A 19,916-nucleotide genomic window follows, 5' to 3' on the forward strand; every position below is an offset into this window, starting at 1 on the left:
CCGGTCACCAGCCGGCGAAGCAGGCAAATCCCTCCACTGGCTCGCGCGCAGTACGCAGCCGGTTGGCCGGCTCGGCGGGATCGGCGTGTCCGAGCGACATGCCGCACACCAGGATTTCATGGTCGGGAATGGCAAGCTGCGCGCGGATGACCCGGTGGTAGCGCGCGAACGCCTGCTGCGCGCAGGTTTCCAGGCCGTGCCCCAGCGCCGCTAACATCACCGCATGCAGGAACATGCCGAGGTCCAGCCACGCCGCCTGTCCCTGCCCGCGCTCGATGGTGAAGAACAACCCCACCGGCGCGCCGAAGAACGCGTAGTTGCGGGCATACTGCCGCGCCATGCCGGCGGCGTCGCCGCGCGGGATGCCAAGCAGGCCGTACAGCGCCTTGCCCAGTGTGCGGCGGCGCGCCAGGTAGGGCTCGCGCCACGCCGGCGGGTAGTAGACGTATTCCTCGCGATGACCGCCGCCATCGCTGTCGTGCAGCGCCAGCAGGGCATCGCTGAGCCGGTCGCGCACGGCACCGGCGCAGGCGTAGACCCGCCATGGCTGGGTGTTCGACGCGCTCGGGCTGCGCGCCGCGTCGGCCAGGATTGCCGCCACGGTCTCGCGCGGTACCGGCGTATCGAGAAAGCCGCGCACGCTGCGGCGGGCGTGGAGCGCGGCGATGATGTCGGCGCGGTTCATGATGCCGTTGCCGTGAGCGGTGCCTCGATGGTATCGGCACAATGGACCGCGCCGCGCGCCTGCAAGGCGGCGATCTGTGCCGCGCTAAAGCCAAGCCCGGCGAGCACCGTTTGCGTATGTTGTCCGCACGCCGGCGCCGGCCGCGCGGGCAGCGCGTTTTCCTGGACGCTATTGATCGGGAAGCCTGGCATGCGGATCTCGCCCAGCGTCTCGTGCGGGATGCGCTGCACCATGCGGTTGGCCGCCACCTGCGGGTGCGCCATCAGGTCTTCATAGGTGGCCACGCGCGCACACAGGATGTCGGCATCCTGCAGCACGGCCAGCCACGCGTCGGTGGGTCGCGTCACCAACACGCTGGTCAGCGCCTCGACCATTGCCGCCCGGTTGGCGACGCGCAGCGGCGAGGTGGCGAAGCGCGGGTCGTCGGCGAGCGCCGGCAGGCCCAGCACGTCGCACAGCCGGCGCCAGCGCTCGGGCATGTAAGCGGCGATCATGATCCACCCGTCGGCGGTGCGGAAGGCCTGGTTGGGCGCCGAATAGGGCGCGGCACTGCCCGCCCGTTCCGGCAGCCGCCCGTCGGCGCAATAGCTGGTGAGCGACGATTGCTGCAGCGCCAGCGCGGCGTTGAGCAGGCTGACGTCGAGATGCCCGCCCTGGCCGTCGCGTGCCCGCTGCGCCAGCTTGCCCAGGATACCGACGCAGGCGACGTAGCCGGTCATCACGTCGACCACCGGCGCCTGCACCTTGCACGGCTCGCCGTCGGGCAGGCCGATCAGGCTCATCAGCCCGGAATCGGCCTGGATGATGCCGTCGACGCCGGCACGGCCGGCATACGGGCCGTCCTGGCCATAGGCGGAGATCGAGCAGTAGACCAGCGCCGGGTTCAGCGCCGACAGCTCGGCATGGCCCAGCCCGAGGCGATCCATCACGCCCGGGCGCATGCTTTCCACCACGATGTCGGCTTCTGCCGCCATCCGGCGCGCCACGGCGAGACCTTCGGGGGATTTCAGGTCCAGCGCCACGCCCAGCTTGTTGCGGTTGAAGCCGTGGAACAGCGCGCTGTCGTCGCCCAGCCAGCCGGGGCCGAGCCCGCGGCCCAGTTCGCCGCCGGGCGGCTCGACCTTGATGACCCTGGCGCCCATGTCGGCCAGCAGCATGGTGCAGGTCGGCCCGGCGCCGATCTGCGTGAAGTCGATGACGGTCAGGCCGTCTAGTGCATCGCGCAGCATGTCATGTCTCCGGAAGGATGCGGGATCGTTTGAACGTGCCCTGCGCGGTGGCGACCAGCACGCCGGCATCGGTGGCCAGTTCGGCCGTGGCAAAGTACAGGCTCTTGCCGGCGCGGCTCACCGTGGCGGTGGCGCGCAGCCGGCCCGCGCTGGCCTTGCTGAGGTAGCTGATGGCCAGCATTACCGTCACCGCGTGGCCGAGGGCGCCGTCGGGGCCCGTCGGCAGGCCGGCGTAGCCGCAGGCGGCGTCGAGCAGCGTGGCGATCACGCCGCCCTGCACGCTGCCCTGCCGGTTCAGGTGGCGCGGCTCGATGTCGAGCTCGAAGGCGCAGCGGCCGTCGCCGACGCTGGCCAGGCGGATGCCAAGGTAGTCCAGCAGCGGGTTGTCGGTGGGCGGCACCATGGGGTGTTCAATCGGCGCGTTCACAGCGCCACCTTGATGTTGTTGTCCTGGATCACGCGCTGCCAGCGCGACATTTCCTTGCCGATATGCGCCTTCAGCTCGGCCGGCGTGGAGGCCTGCGGCTCGAAGCCCTGCTTTTCCAGTTGCCCGGCAACGTCGGGCGACTTCAGCGCGGCCACCAGCGCGGCATTGACCTTGTCGACCACGGTCTTCGGCGTGCGTGCCGGCGCCAGCAGGCTGTACCACAGCTCCGCGTCGTAGCCGACGATGCCGGCCTCGGCAAAGGTCGGCAGGTCTGGCATCAGCGCGCTGCGCTTCTTGCCGGCGATGCCGAGCGCACGCAGCTTGCCGGCGCGCACGAACTGGATCGACGAGGCAAAGGTGGCGAACGAGATCTGCACCTGGCCGCCCATCAGGTCGCTGATCGACGGGCCGGTGCCGCGGTAGGGCACGTGCAGCAGCTCGGTCTTGTTTAGCTTGGCGAAGACCTCGCCCGCCAGGTGCTGCGGCGTGCCGGGCCCCGGGCTGCTGTAGCTGAGCTTGCCCGGGTTGGCGCGGGTGTACTGGATGAACTCCTGCAGCGTGCGGAACGGCTGGTCGGGATTGGCGACCAGCATGATCGGCACCGACGCGATGCGCCCGACCGGCTCGAAGTCGCGCTCGACCTGGAACGGGACCTTCATGCCGAGGAACGGGTTCATCGTGATCTGGCTCGACGCGATCACCAGCGTGTAGCCGTCCGGCGCGGCGTGCGCGACGTAGTCGGCGCCCAGGTTGCCGCCGGCGCCGGGTTTGTTCTCGATCACGATGGTCTGGCCCAGCAGCTGGCTCATCTTGGGTGCGATGGCGCGTGCCAGGATGTCATTGCCGCCGCCCGGGGCGAACGGCACCACCAGCGTGATCGGCTTCTGCGTGGGGTAGGGTGCCTGTGCCGCTGTGCTCAGCGCCGTGACTGCCAGCACGCCGGCCATTGCCGCGCGCATGATTCGGGAAATACCTGCCATGGTTGTGTCTCCTGCGTGGTTCTTGTCGGTCCGCTCAGCGTCCCGTGTAGTGGGGCTGCCGCTTTTCGGCGAAGGCCTGGCGGCCTTCGGCGCGGTCGGCGGTATCGCGCAGCACGCCCCAGTAGAGTTCGGTGAGTTGCTGCGCGTCGGTCTCGCTGAGGTGGCTGGTCTGGCGCGACAGCTTCTTGACCGCCTGCACGGCCAGCGGCGCGTTGGCGGCGATGCGCGCGGCCAGCGCCAGCGCACGGTCGGGCAGGGCATCGGGCGCCATCGTCTCGGTGACCAGGCCGATGCGCGCGGCGTGCGCGGCATCGATGCGTTCGCCGGTCAGCACCATCTGCATCGCATGCGCCGCGGGCACCGCCTTGAGCAGCCGGTGCAGGCCGGACACCGCCGGGATCGAGCCGACCGCGACTTCGGGCAGGCCGAAGGTCGCCTGCGTCGACGCGATCCGCAAGTCGCACTGCAGCGCGAGCTCCAGCCCCGCGCCGAGGCAGTGCCCGTTGACCGCCGCGACCAGCGGCTTGCCGAGGCCGAGGTCGGTCAGATCCATCAGCCGGATATAGAGCCCAAGGTCAGCAGCATGCTCCGGCGCGCGGAACAGCGCCTCGGGGTAGGTGGCGGCGGAGGTGCGCGTGCCCTTGAGGTCCGCGCCGGCGCAGAAGGCGCGCGTACCGGCGCCGGTCAGCACCGCGACGCGCAGGTCGTCGCGGTCGCGCACCTCGGCCAGGTGCGCGCGCAGTTCGCGCAGCGTGGTTACATCGAGCGCATTGAGCGCGTCGGGCCGGTCGACGGTCAGCACCGCGACCGCGCCTTCGATGTGGCGTTGGATGGTCATGATGGCTTCCTTACACGCTGGGCGACGACAGGCTGCGCCCGCCGCAGACGTAGAGCGTCTGGCCGGTTACGTACGACGATTGCGGATCGAGGAAGAAGCTGACCGCATTGGCGATATCGTCGGCGGTGCCGATGCGCTGCACCGGCACCGACTTCTGCAGCCGCGCCTGTACCTCCGGCGCAAAGCCACGGAACAGCGGCGTATCGACGATGCCGGGCGCGACCGCGTTGACGGTGATGCCCTTGCCGGCGAACTCGATCGCCAGCGAGCGCGTCAGGCTGACCACGCCGCCCTTGGCCGCCGAGTAGTTGGCCTGCCCGAAGCCGCCCAGCCAGGCCCGCGACGAGATATTGACCACGCGCCCGTAGCCGCGCTCGACCATGCCGGGCAGCGCCGCGCGGCAGCACAGGAACTGCGAGCGCAGGTTGGTATCGATGACCAGGTCCCAGTCGTCGTCGGTCATCTTCAGGAAGCGCATGTCGCGCACTGCCCCCGCGTTGTTGACCAGGTAGTCGACGCGGCCGGCGCGGGCCGCGACTTGCGCAAAGGCGTCGTTGACCGCGGTGGAATCGGTCAGGTCGGCGGTGGCGCCGAAGGCATTGAGCCCTGCGGCGGCCAGCGTGCCGACGGCCTCGTCCAGCGCACCGCCATCGCGGTCCAGCAGCGCCACGGTCAGCCCCTGCCGCGCCAGTTGCGTGGCGATGCCCAGGCCGATGCCGCGCGCGGCGCCCGTGACCACGGCCACATGCGTGGGATCGAATCGTTGCGTACCCATGTCAGACTCCCAGCAGGTGGACGGAAGAGGCGGCGTGGTCGACACCCGCGATGCCGCCGCCGGTGCATTGCGTCAGCCCGACGCGCGCGTTCTCGACCTGGCGCTCGCCGGCGCGCCCTTGCAGGTGCCAAAGGATTTCGACCATCTGTGCCACGCCGGTGGCGCCCAGCGGATGACCCTTGGCCAGCAGGCCGCCGCTGGGGTTGACCGGCACGCGGCCGCCCAAGCGGGTTGCGCCGGACTTCAGCAGCGGCACCGCTTCGCCTGGCTCGGCCAGGCCCAGCGCTTCGTAGTAAAGCAGTTCGGCGATGGTGAATGCGTCGTGCAGCTCGACCACGTCGACATCCTGCGGCCCCAGCCCCGCCTGCTCGTACGCCTGGCGCGCGGCACGCGCGGTGATCTCGGCATCTAGGATGTCGTCGTCGGCCTCTTCGCGCAGGCCGGAGACCACCACCGACGACAGCACCTTGACCGGACGCGCCTGCGCCGGACGGCGCGTGCTCAGCACCACCGCGGCGGCGCCGTCGACCTGCGACGGGCAGCACTGCAGCAGCGTCAGCGGGTCGGCGATCATGCGCGAGCCGAGCACTTCTTCCACCGTGGTGGCCTTGCGCTGCTGCGCATACGGGTTGAGCGAGCCGTTGTAGCGGTTCTTGACCGCCACTTCCGCCAGGTCGGCGGGCGATGCGTCGCGCTCGTGCAGGAAGCGCGTGCCGCGCATCGCATACACCGCGGGCAGCACCATGCCGGCCTTGGCATAGAGGTCCGTCTTGTGGTCGTTGCGCTGCAGCGGGATGGTGCCGCCACCCAGCGCGGTCAGTTGCTCGATGCCGAACACCAGCACGGTGTCGTATTGCCCGGCCAGCAGCGCGTGCCGCGCCAGGTGCGCGCCGGTGGCGCCGCTGGCGCAGGCGTTCTCGACGTTGTAGACCGGGATACCCTTCAGCCCCAGGTCGCGCACGATCAGCTGGCCCAGGATCATGCCGCCCAGCACATTGGCGCAATACACCGCCTGGATGCGGCCGAGCGGCACGTCGGCGTCGGCCAGCGCCTTGAGGATGGCCTGTTGCGCCAGTTCCGGCGCCAGCACGCCGGGGTGGCGGCCGAACGGCGTCATCGCGCCGCCGTGGATGTAGATGTCCTGCATGTTGCTTTCCCTTTCCTTCTGCATTCTTTCGATCGGTCAGGCCGTGACGGCCTCGAAGACATAGCCGAACTCGGCGTCCGGGCGCGCTTCATAGCGGTCGCCGATCGCCGGGCGCGCCTTGCCCTGCAGGCGCCCGAAGATGCGCACCGGGCCGACGAAATCGACATAGCCCAGCGCGTACGGCGGCTGGCCGCTCTTGGGCGCGGGATGGATTACGGTGAAGCTGTAGACCACGCCGGAGCCGCGGATGGCGACGGGGTCATGCTCGGCGGCGAGCGGCGAATCGGCCGGCACTGCCGGGAAGATCCATTCGCCGGTGGCGCGGTGGCGCGAGGCGATCAGGTGGGGAAGGGGGTCCGCACTCCAGAGCGGATAGGCTTGGTCTGACACGGCAGTCTCCTGTGTTGGTGGGCCTTGGCGTAATGGTTGTCGCTGGCGGCGCGTGCGACAAACGACATTTCCGGCGCGTTCGCTTGAGAAAAAATCAAACGAAGGGCCGGCGCAGGGCGTCAGGAGAAGGGTGTTGGAAGGAAGTGTGGGTGGGGCTGCTTCGCGCCGGAAGGCTCAGGGCACCAGGCCCACCAGCCGCGACAGCGATTGCTCCGCGCCGCGCCCCGCTTCCACTACGAAATCGATGAAGCGCCGTACCCGCACCGGCATCTGGCTGCGGTGCGGGTAGTACATGTACAGCCCGACATTGCTGCTGCTGAATTCCGTCAGGATCGCCTTGAGCCGGCCGCTGACGAGGTCGGCGTGGATCATGTAGGCGGACAGCTGGCCGATGCCAATACCGGCGCGCACCGCCTCGACCTCGGTTTCCACGTCGTTGAAGCTGGCGACGGCGGGCACCTCCTGGTAGACCAGCGCGCCGTCGACCTGCAGCTCCCACGGCACCATGCGCCCGGTGGCCGGGCGGCGGAAGCCGGTGCACTGGTGCTGCAGCAGTTCGTCCAGCGTGGCCGGCTCGCCGTGCCGTGCGAGGTAATCGGGAGCGGCGCAGATGACCAGCGGCAGGTCGCACAGCCGGCGCGCCACCAGGTTCTGGCCGGGACTGGTGCCGGCGCGGAAGCCGATATCGATGCGGGACTCGACCAGGTCGGTGAAGAGGTCGCTCAGCACCACGTCGAAGGTGATGCCCGGATGCAGCCCGCGGAAGGCGCGCACCAGCGGCACCAGAACGCGGCTGCCGACCGACGGCGGCGCGGTCAGCCGGATCAGCCCGTCGTCGTCGCTCTTGCTGCTGCGCACCTGGTCCAGCGCCTCATCCAGCTGGCGCATGCCCGGCGCGGCCAGCTCGAACAGCCGCGCGCCTTCGGTGGTGAGGCTGAGCTTGCGCGTGGTCCGGTGCAGCAGGCGCACGCCGAGGTCGTCTTCCAGCGTGCGCACCGCCTTGCTGACGGCCTGCGGGGTCACGCCGGCTTCTACCGCGGCGCGCTGGAAACTGCCGGCGCGTACCACGCCGATGAAGAGGGTGAGGACGCGGGCTTTGTCCATGATTGGCAACTGGCGGTTGGGAATGTGCCGATGATAGTGCGTAACCGGCCTTGCTGGCTCGAAAAGGCGGGCTTTCGTACAAGTGACGGGACCGGGCGGCGTTGCGTAGCATTGAGGGCACACGCGCGCCGCGGGGGAGCAGGGCGCGCTGCATTTCGGCAAGCGGCTGATCGGGCGGAACCGGGCGTATCAATCACCGCCAGATGCCAGCCGCCAGGAACAGAATCCCGGCGGCCAGCAAAATGCCCACCCCCCTTACATCCTCCCCTTCCAGGGCACCAACCACTTCGCCATCTTCCTCATCAGCAGATCAAACACATAAGCAATCAACCCGATCAGCACGATCCCCATGATCACAACGTCGGTACGCAGGAAGTTGGACGCGTTCAGCACCATCTGCCCGAGCCCGGCGGTGGCGGCCACCATCTCGGCCGCCACCAGCGTGGTCCACCCGAAGCCGATCGCAATCCGCATGCCTGTCAGGATGTCCGGCAGCGCGGCGGGCAGCACCACGTGCCGCACCACCTGCCACGGCGTGGCGCCCATGGAGTAGGCGGCATTGATCTGCTCGATGGTCACCGACCGCACCCCCGCCTGCGCCGACATCGCCAGCGGCGCGAAGCACGCCAGGAAGATCAGCAGCACCTTCGAGGTCTCGTCGATGCCGAACCAGATCACGATCAGCGGCAGGTACGCCAGCGGCGGCAGCGGGCGGTAGAACTCGATGGGCGGATCGAAGATGCCGCGCGCGATGCGCGACACGCCCATCAGCACGCCGATCGGCACCGCCGTGACCACCGCCAGCCCGAACGCGCCAAATACGCGCACCATGCTCGCGGTGAAATGCTCGGTCAGCGGCTGGCCGCCTTGCAGGTTCCCCTGCCAAGCATCGATGAAGGCGGTGACGATCGATTCCGGCGTGGGCAGGAACAGCGGCGGCAGCCAGCGCAGGTGGCTGGCGACCCACCACAGGACGAGCAGGCTCGCAACGGTTACGGTGGAGATGCGCGAGCTGGAGCCTTCGCCGGGCAGGCGGTAGCCCGACACGGCTTTCATCGGCTTGCTGGAAGGCACGGCCGCAGGTGCTGCGCGCGGCGCGGGTTCGATGCGTTGGGCGGAAGCGGGCATCTTGAATTCCTCAGGCGGTGGCATGGATCAGGTCAACGATCTCTTCGCGGTAGCGGATGAATTCCGGGTCGGACTTGACCTGGCGGGCATCGCCGCACTCGATGAAGCGGCGCGCGAAGGGCAGTTCATAGGTATGCGCGATGCGGCCCGGCGACGGCGTCATCACGATCAGCCGCGTCGCCAGGAACAGCGCCTCTTCCACGCTGTGGGTGATGAAGAACACGATCTTCTGCTCCTTCGCCCACAGCCTGAGGATCAGCGCCTGGATCGATTCGCGCGTCAGGGCGTCGAGCGCGCCCAGCGGCTCGTCCATCAGCATCACGGCCGGGTCGCAGGCCAGCGCGCGCGCGATCCCCACGCGCTGCTGCATGCCGCCGGAGAGCTGGTAGACCGGCTTGGCGGCCGCCGCATCCAGTCCCACCGCGGCCAGTTTTTCGCGGGCGATGCGCAGGCGTTCGGCGCGCGGCACGCCGCGCAGGCGCAGGCCCAGCGCCACGTTGTCGGCCACGCTCAGCCACGGCATCAGCGCATGCTTCTGGAACACCACGCCGCGCTCGGCACCGGGTCCGCGCACGGCCTTGCCGTTCAGCCGGATCTCGCCTTCCGACGGCTCCATGAAGCCGGCGATGCACGACAGCAGCGTGGTCTTGCCGCAGCCCGAGGCGCCCAGCGCGACGACGAAATCGCCGCGCTCCATGGTGAGATTGACCTGCGACAGGGCCAGCGTGCGGGCGCCGCCGGCGGCGCCGTAGTTCACGCTGAGGTTATCGATTTCAAGTTTGTTCATGACGATTTCCGCTGCTGTTGCCGTTCCACACACCGCGCGCGTTACCGCAGCGCTCGTTTGGCCCATTCCGCATTGACGCCCTTGCTGTAGTCCGGCAGCACTGTCTGGATGGTCCCTTGCTCCTTCAGGAACTGCGCCGCCGACTGCAGCGCACGCGCCGCGCCGCCACCGAGCCAGCGCTCCGAGACCTGCTCTTCCAGCGTCGGGAAGGCATACAGCGCCATGCTGGCCGGCACCGTCTCGGCCTTGGCGCCCGAGACCTTGGCCACCGCCTTGACCATCGGCGAATCGGCGGTCCATGACGCCTTGTTCTTGCGGTAGTTGTCGTCCGCGGCGGCCAGCACGCGCACCAGCTTGACCATGAACTCCGGGTTTTCCCGCGCGAACTTCTTGTTGGCGATCATCCCGTCGAAGGTCGCCTTGCCGGTATCGGCGGCGATCTGCCCGGAGGTCGTCAGCACCGTTCCCGACTGCTTGAGCTTGGCCAGCACCGGATCCCAGATAAAGGTCGCGTCGATGTCGCCGCGCTCCCACGCGGCCGCGACCTCGGGCGGGCGCATGTTGACGATGCGCACGTCCTTGGGATTGACCCTGGCGCGCTCCAGCGCGACCAGCGTGTGGTAGTGCGTGGTCGACACGAACGGCACGCCCACGCGCTTGCCCTTCAGGTCGCCGATGCTGGCGATCTTGCTGCCGTTGCGCGCGACCATGGCCTCGGCCGCGTTGATGTCATCCAGGATCCAGAACAGCTCCACGTCCAGTCCTTGCGACAGCGCCGAGGCGATCGGCGAAGTGCCCGCCTCGCCGATCGCGATCTGGCCCGACGCCATCGCGCGGATCACGTCGCCGCCGCCGCCGAACTGGCGGAACGAGACCTTGTAGCCGGTCTGCTTCTCCAGCTCCTTCATGTCTTGCGCATAACGCCAGGGCACCACCATGTCCTGGTAAGCAATGACCACATCCTTGCTTTGCGCGTGGGCGGCTGGCACCAGTGCTGCTGCCAGGGCGAAATACGTCGCAAGTCGCTTGATCCACCGCATGGTTCTGCTCCTCGAAAGGAAAGGGGTTGAAGGTCTCGGCTTTATAGGTGAGCGCCGATCCAGCTCTATAGGACCAGTTGGCCGGATTCGCTGGGGCCAGCCTCGCCGCGGCGCCGGAAATGGCGACAGGCCGGGCGGAGCGGTGGCCCGGGCCAGCGTCAATCATGGAAATCCTTAGCGGCCCGGAAGTGCGCCGGCGCGCATCCAAACTCATCGGTTCCGACGACGAGCTTTGTGGCGTGACGGGTCAACAATGTCCGGTCGAGGCAGCGACCCACCATCCGAGGAGACAGACATGAGCAAGCACCCCTTCGACCTGGCAGGAAAAGTGGCCCTGGTGACCGGCGGCAACGGCGGCATCGGGCTGGGCATCGCCGAGGGCCTGGCCGCGGCCGGCGCGGACATCGCGATCTGGGGCACCAACGCGGACAAGAACGCCGTGGCCGCCGACCGGCTGGCGCAGCATGGCCGACGCGTGCACACCGAGGTGTGCGACGTGGGCGACGAGCAGGCGGTCGATGCCGCCATGCAGCGCACGGTAGCGGCGCTGGGGCGGATCGATGGCTGCTTTGCCAACGCCGGCATCGGCGGCAACAAGGGGCCGTTCGATGCGATGACGGCCGAGGTATGGCGCAAGACCATGCGCGTCAACCTGGATGGCGCCTTCTTCACGCTGCGCGCCGCGGTGCGGCAGATGCTGGTGCAGGGCGAGGGCGGCGTGCTGTGCAGCACCGCGTCGGTCGCGGCCATCGAAGGCGCGCCGCGCACCGAGCACTACGCCGCCACCAAGGGCGGCGTGATCTCGATGATGCGCGGCCTGGCCGTCGAATATGCACGCAAGGGCATCCGCGCGCATTCGATCCTGCCCGGCTGGATCAAGACCGAGATGACTGGCGCCGCGCAGGCCAACGATGCCTTCCAGGAGATGGTGCACAAGCGCGTGCCGATGCGCCGCTGGGGCGAGGGCAGCGATTTCGCGGGCATTGCGGTCTACCTGATGAGCCCGGCGTCGGCCTACCACACCGGCGACACCTTCGTCATCGACGGCGGCTACACGCTGTTCTGAGGCCTGCTCTGAGCGCTGTACTAAGGCGCGCGGCCAACCGGCCAGACACGGCCGCCGCCGACCACGTAGACGCGTTCGTCCGGCTGCGGCCGCACCGTGGCGTGGCCGGTGAAGGCGCCGAAGGCGGGCAGGATGGCGCCGCACGGGCCGAACAGGAAGCACGGCAGGCGCAGGCTGTCGGCGCCGGCACCGCGCAGCCGGCACGCCGGGTGCAGGTGGCCGGCCAGCACGTAGCCCAGCGGCGATGCCCCGGGCATGTGGCACAGCGCGAACGGGCCCGCCGCGGCCGGCTCCGTCACTACGCGGATCTGCAGCGAAGCGGGCGGGTCTCCCGCGCGCGCATCATGGTTGCCTCGCACCAGCGTGCAGCGCACCGGCGGAGGCAGGATGCGGCGCCAGCCGTCCAGCGCCGCCAGCACCGCCGGCGTGCGCGCGGCGCGGGCGTGCAGGAAGTCGCCGAGGAAGACCAGCTCCTCGATGGGCAACTGCCGCGTCAGCTGCGTCAGCAGGCCGAGGTTGTCGCCGGTGGTGCCGTGCGGCACGGGTTGTCCGAGCGCGCGGAATGCCGCGGCCTTGCCGAAGTGCACGTCGGCCACCATCAGCATGCCCGCCGCCGGCCACCACGCCGCGTGCTCGGGCAGCAGCCACAGCGTTTCTCCCGCCACCTGAATGGGGCAGGCGCCGTTGGCCTGCAGGGTGCCGGCATCCGGTGTCATAGCAGCGGCAAGGGTCTGGAGGGCTTGCGCGCGCGACGCGGCTTGCGCGGCGTGCGGCCGGACGGACCGGCGTGGTCGGCCATGCCGAAGCGCGCCGCTTCTGCCACGGCGTCGGCCTGCATGCCGGCGGCTTCGCCGGGCTCGGCGCCAGCGGCCAGTTCCAGCTCGGCGAGCATGCGCGCGATGCGGTCGGCCAGCTTCTCGGTGCTGAGCTTCTCGCGCAGGAATTCCACCACCAGCGGGAACGACAGCGGCGTGGGGCGCTTCAGGGCGTGCAGGTCTAGCCTGAGCGTTGCCAGCCGTTCGAGGGTTTCAGCGAGCCGGTGTGCGTCCAGTTCCTGCATCAGCACTTCGCGCTCGGCCTGGCCAAGCAGCAGGTTGCCGGGATCGTGCTTGCGGAAGACCTCGTAGAACAGGCTCGACGACGCCTGCAGCTGCCGCGCGCTCTTGGGCGCGCCCGGATAGCCCTGGAAGATCAGCCCGGCGACGCGCGCGATCTCGCGAAAGCGCCGCAGCGACAGCTCGCCCGCATTGAGGCTGCCGAGCACGTCGGCGGCCAGGTCGCGCCGGCGCTCCTCGGCCAGCACCTGCGGCAGCCAGTGGCCCCAGTCCATCGGCGCTGAGGCGAGCAATTCGAGCCCGTAGTCGTTGACCGCGACCGAGAACGTCGCCGGCACCTTCTGCCCGAGCCGCCATGCCAGCAGGCTGCCCAGCCCGAGGTGCACCGAGCGGCCGGCGAAGGGGTAGAGGAACAGGTGCCAGCCCTCGCGCGAGTGCAGCGACTCGGCCAGCAGCGTCTGGCGCGTGGGCAGCGCCGACCACTGCGCCTGCAGGTCTACCAGCGGCTGGATCAGCGGCAGCTCGGGCGTGGTGCGCGGATCGAGCCGCCCCGCGGCGGCGGCTTCGAGCGTGTCGATCACCGCTTCGGCCAGCTCGGTCGACATCGGCATCTTGCCGCCGTTCCAGCGCGGCACCACCGGGCGCCTGCCGGTGGCGCGGCGCACGTAGGCGGTCATCTCCTGCACGCGCACCAGCTCCAGCAGGCGGCCGCCGAACAGGAAGCAGTCGCCTGGCGCCAGCCGGGCGATAAAGCCTTCCTCCACCGATCCCAGCGAGGCGCCGCCGCTGCCGGCGCGGCTCCAGTAGCGCACCTGCATGGTGGCGTCGCTGACGATGGTGCCCACGCTCATGCGGTGGCGCCGCGCCAGCCCGAGGTCGGGCACGCGCCAGACGCCTTCATCGTCGGGCACCGCGCGGCGGAAATCGGGATAGGCGGACAGCGTGGCGCCGCCCTGGCGCACGAAGTCCAGGCACCACTGCCATTCGGCATCGGTCAGGCCGCGGTAGGCCCAGGCGCCGCGCACCTCGGCCAGCAGCGCCTCGGGCCGGAAGCCGCCGCCCAGCGCCACCGTCACCAGGTGCTGCACCAGCACGTCGAGCGGCTTGTCGGGCGACTCGCGCGCCTCGATCCGGCCCGCCTGCACCGCATGCCGCGCGGCCACGGCTTCCACCAGTTCCAGGCTGTGCGTGGGCACCACCGTCACGCGCGACGCGCGGCCCGGCGCGTGGCCGGAGCGCCCGGCGCGCTGCAGCAGCCGCGCCACGCCCTTGGGCGAGCCGACCTGCAGCACGCGCTCCACCGGCAGGAAGTCGACGCCGAGGTCCAGGCTCGATGTGCAGACCACCGCGCGCAGCTCGCCGTTCTTAAGGCTCAGTTCCACCCACTCGCGCACCGCGCGGTCGAGCGAGCCATGGTGCAGCGCGATCTGTCCTGCCCAGTCGGGGCGCGCATCGAGCAGCGCCTGGTACCACAGCTCGGCCTGCGAGCGGGTGTTGAGGAAGACCAGCGTGGTGCCGCTGTGCCCGAGCTCCTCGACCACGTGCGGCAGCATCGACAGGCCCAGGTGGCCGGCAAACGGGAAGCGGCTGGCATTGCCGGGCAGCAGCGTGTCGATGACGAGGGGCTTGGGGGTGTGGCCGTGCACCAGCACGCGCAGGTCTTCCGGCACGCCGCACAGCAGCACGTCGGCGGCATGCGGCAGGTTGCCGAGCGTGGCCGACAGCCCCCACACCATCAGCGCCGGCTGCCATTGCCGCAGCCGCGCAAGCGCCAGCTGCGCCTGCACGCCGCGCTTGTTGCCGATCAGTTCGTGCCATTCGTCGACCACCACCATGCGCACGCGCCGCAGGGTTTCGTGCGCGTCGGCGCGGGTCAGCATCAGCGTCAGGCTTTCGGGCGTGGTCACCAGCGCGGTCGGCAGGCGGCGTTGCTGCGCGGCACGCTCGGCGCTGCCGGTGTCGCCGGTGCGCAGCGCCACGGTCCAGTCGAGATCGAGTTCCGCCAGCGGCGCCTGCAGCGCGCGCGTGGTGTCGGCGGCGAGCGCGCGCATCGGTGTCAGCCACAGCACCGTCAGCGGCGGCGCGGGCTTGTCGTGCGACAGCGCGGCGCGCGGCGTGCCGAATGCCATCAGCGCGCCCAGCCATGCCGCATAGGTCTTGCCGGTGCCGGTGGTGGCGTGCAGCAGGCCGCTCTGGCCGCGCGCGATCGCGGTCCAGACTTCGCGCTGGAACGCGAACGGCTGCCAGCCGCGCGCATCGAACAGTGCCTGCAGGCCCTGCGCGACGGTCAGCGGCTCGGTGGCGTCCTCCGCCGGCTTGCGCGCGGCACGCGGCGGGGTCATGCGGCATCCTCCCGTGGCGTGGCAGCGCCAGGCAGCATGGCTTCCAGCGTGGCCAGCGTGTCGGCTTCCTCGATGGGCTTGTCGGTGCGCCAGCGCAGCATGCGCGGGAAGCGCACTGCGATGCCGCTCTTGTGGCGGCCGCTGCGGGCAATGCCTTCGAAGCCGAGTTCGAACACCTGCGTCGGCTCGACGCTGCGCACGGGGCCGAATTTCTCGACCGTGGTGCGGCGGATGATGGCGTCGACCGCGCGCATCTCCTGGTCGGTCAGCCCGGAATAGGCCTTGGCGAACGGCACCAGCGCGCGGCCCGGCGTTCCCGGCGGCGCGTTCCACACCGCGAAGGTGAAGTCGGTGTAGAGGCTGGCGCGGCGGCCGTGCCCGCGCTGCGCGTAGATCAGCACCGCATCGACCGAATAGGGATCGATCTTCCATTTCCACCAGACCCCCACGTCCTTGGTGCGGCCGGCGCCATAGGCCGCATCGGCCGCCTTCAGCATGAAGCCTTCCACGCCCAGGTCGCGCGAGGCATCGCGCAGCCGCGCGTAGTGCTCCCAGCTGCCGGCGTCGACCAGCGGGCTCAGTTCCAGCGCGGGGTGGATGTGGCCGGCCACCACCTGCTCCAGTCGCGCGCGGCGTTCCGCCTGCGGCCGCGCGCGCCAGTCCTCGCCCTGCCATTCGAGCAGGTCGTACGCCATCAGGATCGCCGGCGCATCGCGCAGCAGCTTCGCGCCCAGCGTCTTGCGGCCGATGCGCTGCTGCAGCAGCGCGAACGGCTGCACGCGGCCGTCCTGCCAGATCACGATCTCGCCGTCGAGCACGGTGCCGTCGGGCAGCGCCGCCGCGGCGTCGATGATCTCCGGGAAGCGCTCGGTGATCAGGTCCTCGCCGCGCGACCACAGCCAGGTCTGCCCGTCGCGGCACACCAATTGCGCGCGGATGCCGTCCCATTTCCACTCGACCAGCCAGCCGCCAGGCGCGCCGAGCACGTCGCCGAACTGCTCGACGGGCGCCTGCAGCGGATGCGCGAGGAAGAACGGGTAGGGCTGGCCGCCGGCGCGCAACTGGCGGTCGTCATCGCTCTCCGGCGCCAGCAGGGCGAGGAAGCGCGCGGCATCGGGGCGCGCCGACAGGTCGGTGTAGCCGACCATGCGCTCGGCCACGCGCTTGGGCTCGATGCCCGCCACCTCGCCCAGCGCGCGCGTGACCAGCAGGCGCGACACGCCGACCCGGAAGGCGCCGGTGATCAGCTTGAACAGCACCAGCCGGCCTTGCGCGTCCAGCGGCCGCCACAGCGCATCGAGCCGCGGCATCAGGTCTTCAGGCGGCAGGCTGCGCAGCGGCAGCAGGCGCTGTTCGACCCATTCGGCCAGGCCGGCGTGGTCGGCATCCATGGGTTCGGGCAGCAGCAGGGCGATGGTTTCGGCAAGGTCGCCGACGGCCTGGTAGCTCTCCTCGAACAGCCAGTCGGGCAGGCCGGCGGCCTCGCGCGCGAGTTCGCGCAGCACCGACACCGGCACGATCTGCCGCGGCTTGCCGCCGGCCAGGAAGTACACCGCCCACGCCGCGTCCTGCGGCGGGGCGGCGCGCAGGTAGTCGACCAATGCTGCGAGCCGGGCCTTGGTGGAGGTGGTGCCGTCGAGCGCGGCGTAGAGGTCGGCGAAGGCCTTCATGGGGCGGCTTCTTCGTTGCTGGCTTCGCTCACGGCTTCGGCCTGCGCCTCCACGCGCACCGCTTCATCGTCGTCGCCGTACTCGGTCTCGAACGCCTGCGCCTGCCAGCCGCGTTCATTCAGGTAGCGCACCATCACCGGCACGTTGCCGTGGGTCACGATGATGCGGCCCGCGCCGGTGGCGCTGATCGCCTGCAGCAGCCCCGGCCAGTCGGCGTGGTCGGACAGCGCAAAGCCGCGATCGACGCCGCGGCGCCGGCGCGTGCCGCGCAGCTGCATCCAGCCGCTGGCAAAGGCATCGGACGCATCGCCGAAGCGCCGCAGCCAGGGCGAGCGCTGCGCCGACGGCGGCGCCACCACCAGCGCCTGCCGCAGCAGCGGGCTGCGCGGCGGCAGTTCGGACGCCAGCGCCATCGGCGGCAGCGCCACGCCGGCGTCGGCATAGGCCGCGTTGAGCGTGGTCAGCGCGCCGTGCACGATCACCGGCCCGGGCAGGCCATCGACGCCGGCATGGTGCAGCAGCCCATGCAGGATGCGCTGCGCCTTGCCGAAGCTGTAGGCGTAGACGATGCTGGCGCGGCTGGCCTGCACATTGGCCCGCCACCAGTGGAAGATCTCCGCCATCAGCGTTGCCTGCGACGGCCAGCGGTAGATCGGCAGGCCGAAGGTGCTTTCGGTGATGAAGGTATCGCACGGCACCGGCTCGAACGGATCGCAGGTGCCGTCGGCCTCCAGCTTGTAGTCGCCGGAGGCCACCCATACCTGGCCGCCATATTCCAGCCGCACTTGCGCCGAGCCGAGCACGTGCCCGGCCGGATGCAGGCTCAGCGTGACGCCGTGGTGGGTGATGCGTTCGCCGTAGGGCAGGGTGTTCAGGTGGATGCCGGGCAGGCGCGCCAGCAGCACGCCGCGGCCTGGTTCTGAACAGAGGTAGTGCGCATGCCCGAAGCGGGCGTGGTCGGAGTGGGCGTGGGTAATGACGGCGCGCTCGACCGGGCGCCACGGATCGATATGGAAATCGCCGGGCGGGCAATACAACCCTTCGGGCCGGGCGACGACCAGGTCGCCGGGGCGCGCGGGTTCGGACGGAAACGGCCGGGGCTGGTCCAAGCGTGCCTCCTGATGCACTGCGGCCGCCATGCGGCTGCGATGCTCCCGGGGCGGGAGACTTGGGCATCATACTGCGGCGGCATGCGGGGTGAGGAGGCGGCGGGGTCCGGTTTGGGTGTCGGTGGTGGTCCGACAAGGCGTGCAAGATTGATCGCCAACTGATGCGGTGGCGGCGGGGAGTTGGCACCCTATGGGAGCTTCACCTCTGGGCAGTTCATGTTTGATGAATAGATTGCCGTCGCGTCGTCTGTATCGAAATAGATCCCATCATAATGATCGCCCCTGAAATAATGCGAATAAATTATGCGGCGCTTGAATTGACCTCTCAATCTAAAATCTGGCCATGCGCAATATGGGCCGTTCCTTGATATGGTGTCGAGGGAATTCAGTAATCCATCGGTATTTCTCTTGTAATTTACGACGACGTCCCATCCGAGGTAGCGAAATGGCGTATTGCTTTCTGATTCGTAATCATGTTTGTCAATGAAATTTCCGCTATCCTTGTCAAGGACCCGGGTAACTCGTTCTTGTACATAACATTCTCCGCAAGCATAAGACATGTGGCGGGTTTCTATAATTATGTTCGGCTCAGATAAGGGGAAGGGATAGATTGATATCGCGCATGCACCGCCCGCGATACAGGCCATTGCGCAAAAAAACCGAAGCATTTTTATTTTTGGGATTTTCATTGTGTCAACCATTTTTCGTCTATTGCACCTTTTTGTTTTGTTAGTTTTATTAGTCGGCCGCCCTTGAAAATCGCTCGGCTGCCGTGCCTTTAGTCCTGTCTTGGTTTGTCGTCAGCGTCAATTCCGGGGACGGCGTTCGTCGTGTGGCCGATTACGGACGACTTGATCTTTCCCGCCTCTTTCAGTCGTCTCGAGAAATCTGCTGCAATATTGTCTTCGTCTTTTGGATTGGCGGACGTCTGGCATCCATGGAACTCGATTTTCGCCTCGTTGGTGAAATTTGAAAATTGAATTTTCGAAAGATCGGGGCGCGAAAGAGATGCATTGTGGACAGCGTAGCGGTACCAGCGAAAATTGTTAAAACCTCCATTATTTTCCTCGCGCACGGATACCATATAGAGGTGATCCGGGCCGCCATGCGTAAATACGTCCAGTGATCGAATGCTGTTGACCTTTTGCTTGTTTATCGTCGCAATGAATTCCTGTGCGGAATCGATTTGCACATCAATGATTTCCAGTGTATTGTTATCGGATTGCTTGTAATCCTTTGTCACTTCGCGCTTGGCTCTTTCGAATGTATGGTTGTCACTTGTTGCATAGGCCCCGCCCCACAACAAAAGACGTACCTTGCGGGCTAGCGCATGAACGGAGCCCTTTTTGGTATTGGTTTTGGCAGTATGGGTCATACGTTACATCCGTGGCTCGGCATCGTCACCAGTATAAATCGTCAGCGTTTCAGCCTTTGCTGTCATGATGCGTTGGCAGAAACCGTCTTCGTCGGTGTGGCCGCTGTAGCTGGTCCCGTCCGACACATCAATGACATAAGCGACGCCAGCCAAGGGTTTCTGTGTAATTTCATCTACCAGGTGCACTTGTTCGTCATAATCGGCCGAGGCAGGCTGAGCCGGTTTTGACGAGGCCAGTGGCGAGGCCTCTGGCCGAAGTAATGCCTGCCGACCACTCCGGTTTACTTCGATGACGAAATCGCTGCGTGAGTGAGTGACGATCGGGTTGATAGCGCATTTGCAGTGGACACGCGCTCCTGTTACTAATACCTGCTTGCCATCAATATCGAAGGCCGGGTAGCAGTCGTTCATGACCGGCCCGCCAGCCTTGCAGGCGGGGCATGTTGCGTGATCGCCTTCTACACCTACGATTGCGTCACGGTGGAATACACTGCGGCCTGTCGCGATAAGCACGCCGTTCGTACTGGTCTTGTCTCCGTTTCGGAGCGCGCAGCGATTGTCGACCATAACTGCCCCTTGTATGCGAACAGGGTAATAAGCGGGAGCGCATCGTTGCTCCTTGAGTCGGTTTTTTTGCTGAGTAACTAATGAATCCGGATTGGCAACGGAACTCAATCGGAAAAATCAGAATTTGCAGCGACATCTAAAAAAGCCGCAGACTCGGCAGCACGCTATGGCGCCTTCTGTCGTACTGCTAGATTGTGTGTTG

At 68.1% G+C, this 19,916-nt stretch carries 19 protein-coding genes; 1 reads left to right on the forward strand and 18 read right to left on the reverse strand.

Annotation, left to right across the window (positions count from 1 at the left end; genetic code table 11):
- Nucleotides 1-4: 4 nt before the first annotated feature.
- The 12 genes from IPF36_RS00795 to tauA form a co-directional block, all read right to left on the reverse strand.
- Entirely contained in the window at nucleotides 5-685 is a 681-nt protein-coding gene (locus IPF36_RS00795) for a nitroreductase (protein WP_133094290.1), read from the reverse strand.
- Complete coding sequence (locus IPF36_RS00800) at nucleotides 682-1,914, reverse strand: CaiB/BaiF CoA-transferase family protein (RefSeq protein WP_195427029.1); 1,233 nt, start codon at nucleotides 1,912-1,914, stop codon at nucleotides 682-684. Before IPF36_RS00800 ends, IPF36_RS00795 begins: the two co-directional genes overlap by 4 nt.
- Before the next feature lies 1 nt (nucleotide 1,915).
- Complete coding sequence (locus tag IPF36_RS00805) at nucleotides 1,916-2,341, reverse strand: PaaI family thioesterase (RefSeq protein WP_243736843.1); 426 nt, start codon at nucleotides 2,339-2,341, stop codon at nucleotides 1,916-1,918.
- Nucleotides 2,338-3,321, reverse strand: coding sequence for a tripartite tricarboxylate transporter substrate binding protein (locus tag IPF36_RS00810; RefSeq protein ID WP_195427030.1), 984 nt, complete (start codon nucleotides 3,319-3,321; stop codon nucleotides 2,338-2,340). Before IPF36_RS00810 ends, IPF36_RS00805 begins: the two co-directional genes overlap by 4 nt.
- A 34-nt stretch (nucleotides 3,322-3,355) precedes the next feature.
- The gene (locus tag IPF36_RS00815; protein WP_195427033.1) at nucleotides 3,356-4,159 is read right to left on the reverse strand and encodes an enoyl-CoA hydratase/isomerase family protein; all 804 of its coding nucleotides are present in this window, start codon (nucleotides 4,157-4,159) and stop codon (nucleotides 3,356-3,358) included.
- A 10-nt stretch (nucleotides 4,160-4,169) separates the two neighbouring features.
- Nucleotides 4,170-4,934, reverse strand: coding sequence for an SDR family NAD(P)-dependent oxidoreductase (locus IPF36_RS00820; RefSeq protein WP_135702978.1), 765 nt, complete (start codon nucleotides 4,932-4,934; stop codon nucleotides 4,170-4,172).
- A 1-nt stretch (nucleotide 4,935) separates the two neighbouring features.
- Nucleotides 4,936-6,081, reverse strand: a complete 1,146-nt coding sequence (locus IPF36_RS00825; RefSeq protein WP_195427036.1) for a thiolase family protein — start codon at nucleotides 6,079-6,081, stop codon at nucleotides 4,936-4,938.
- Nucleotides 6,082-6,117: 36 nt separating this feature from the next.
- On the reverse strand, nucleotides 6,118-6,471 hold the full coding sequence (locus IPF36_RS00830; RefSeq protein WP_133094296.1) for a Zn-ribbon domain-containing OB-fold protein: 354 nt from the start codon (nucleotides 6,469-6,471) through the stop codon (nucleotides 6,118-6,120).
- A 174-nt stretch (nucleotides 6,472-6,645) separates the two neighbouring features.
- Nucleotides 6,646-7,575: a LysR family transcriptional regulator gene (locus IPF36_RS00835; RefSeq protein ID WP_135702975.1), complete on the reverse strand. Its 930-nt coding sequence runs from the start codon at nucleotides 7,573-7,575 to the stop codon at nucleotides 6,646-6,648.
- Nucleotides 7,576-7,830: 255 nt separating this feature from the next.
- Nucleotides 7,831-8,703 carry an ABC transporter permease subunit gene (locus IPF36_RS00840; RefSeq protein ID WP_133094297.1) on the reverse strand — a complete coding sequence of 291 codons (873 nt, stop codon included), beginning with the start codon at nucleotides 8,701-8,703 and terminating at the stop codon, nucleotides 7,831-7,833.
- Nucleotides 8,704-8,713: 10 nt separating this feature from the next.
- The gene (locus IPF36_RS00845; RefSeq protein ID WP_133094298.1) at nucleotides 8,714-9,490 is read right to left on the reverse strand and encodes a taurine ABC transporter ATP-binding protein; all 777 of its coding nucleotides are present in this window, start codon (nucleotides 9,488-9,490) and stop codon (nucleotides 8,714-8,716) included.
- Between the two features lie 41 nt (nucleotides 9,491-9,531).
- Nucleotides 9,532-10,530, reverse strand: a complete 999-nt coding sequence (gene tauA / locus IPF36_RS00850; protein WP_133094299.1) for a taurine ABC transporter substrate-binding protein — start codon at nucleotides 10,528-10,530, stop codon at nucleotides 9,532-9,534.
- A gap of 295 nt (nucleotides 10,531-10,825) precedes the next feature.
- Between tauA and IPF36_RS00855 the strand changes: the two genes are divergently transcribed.
- Nucleotides 10,826-11,596: an SDR family NAD(P)-dependent oxidoreductase gene (locus tag IPF36_RS00855; protein WP_133094300.1), complete on the forward strand. Its 771-nt coding sequence runs from the start codon at nucleotides 10,826-10,828 to the stop codon at nucleotides 11,594-11,596.
- Nucleotides 11,597-11,616: 20 nt separating this feature from the next.
- Here the strand turns inward: IPF36_RS00855 and pdeM are convergent, their stop codons facing one another.
- From pdeM to IPF36_RS00885, 6 genes are all read right to left on the reverse strand, one after another.
- A complete protein-coding gene (gene pdeM / locus IPF36_RS00860) occupies nucleotides 11,617-12,312 on the reverse strand; it encodes a ligase-associated DNA damage response endonuclease PdeM (protein ID WP_195427039.1) in 696 nt (231 codons plus the stop codon).
- Nucleotides 12,309-14,993, reverse strand: coding sequence for a ligase-associated DNA damage response DEXH box helicase (locus IPF36_RS00865; RefSeq protein ID WP_195427042.1), 2,685 nt, complete (start codon nucleotides 14,991-14,993; stop codon nucleotides 12,309-12,311). The genes pdeM and IPF36_RS00865 overlap by 4 nt, the downstream gene beginning before the upstream one ends.
- A complete protein-coding gene (locus tag IPF36_RS00870; RefSeq protein ID WP_195427045.1) occupies nucleotides 14,990-16,663 on the reverse strand; it encodes an ATP-dependent DNA ligase in 1,674 nt (557 codons plus the stop codon). The genes IPF36_RS00865 and IPF36_RS00870 overlap by 4 nt, the downstream gene beginning before the upstream one ends.
- On the reverse strand, nucleotides 16,660-17,790 hold the full coding sequence (locus IPF36_RS00875) for a ligase-associated DNA damage response exonuclease (protein ID WP_368671095.1): 1,131 nt from the start codon (nucleotides 17,788-17,790) through the stop codon (nucleotides 16,660-16,662). Before IPF36_RS00875 ends, IPF36_RS00870 begins: the two co-directional genes overlap by 4 nt.
- Nucleotides 17,791-18,550: 760 nt before the next feature.
- Entirely contained in the window at nucleotides 18,551-19,147 is a 597-nt protein-coding gene (locus IPF36_RS00880) for a hypothetical protein (protein ID WP_195427050.1), read from the reverse strand.
- A gap of 3 nt (nucleotides 19,148-19,150) precedes the next feature.
- Nucleotides 19,151-19,714 (reverse strand): PAAR domain-containing protein, encoded by a 564-nt coding sequence (locus IPF36_RS00885; RefSeq protein WP_195427053.1) that lies wholly within the window; start codon nucleotides 19,712-19,714, stop codon nucleotides 19,151-19,153.
- Nucleotides 19,715-19,916: the final 202 nt, after the last annotated feature.

Source organism: Cupriavidus sp. IK-TO18, from assembly GCF_015549295.1.
Classification (GTDB): Bacteria; Pseudomonadota; Gammaproteobacteria; order Burkholderiales; family Burkholderiaceae; genus Cupriavidus; species Cupriavidus oxalaticus_A.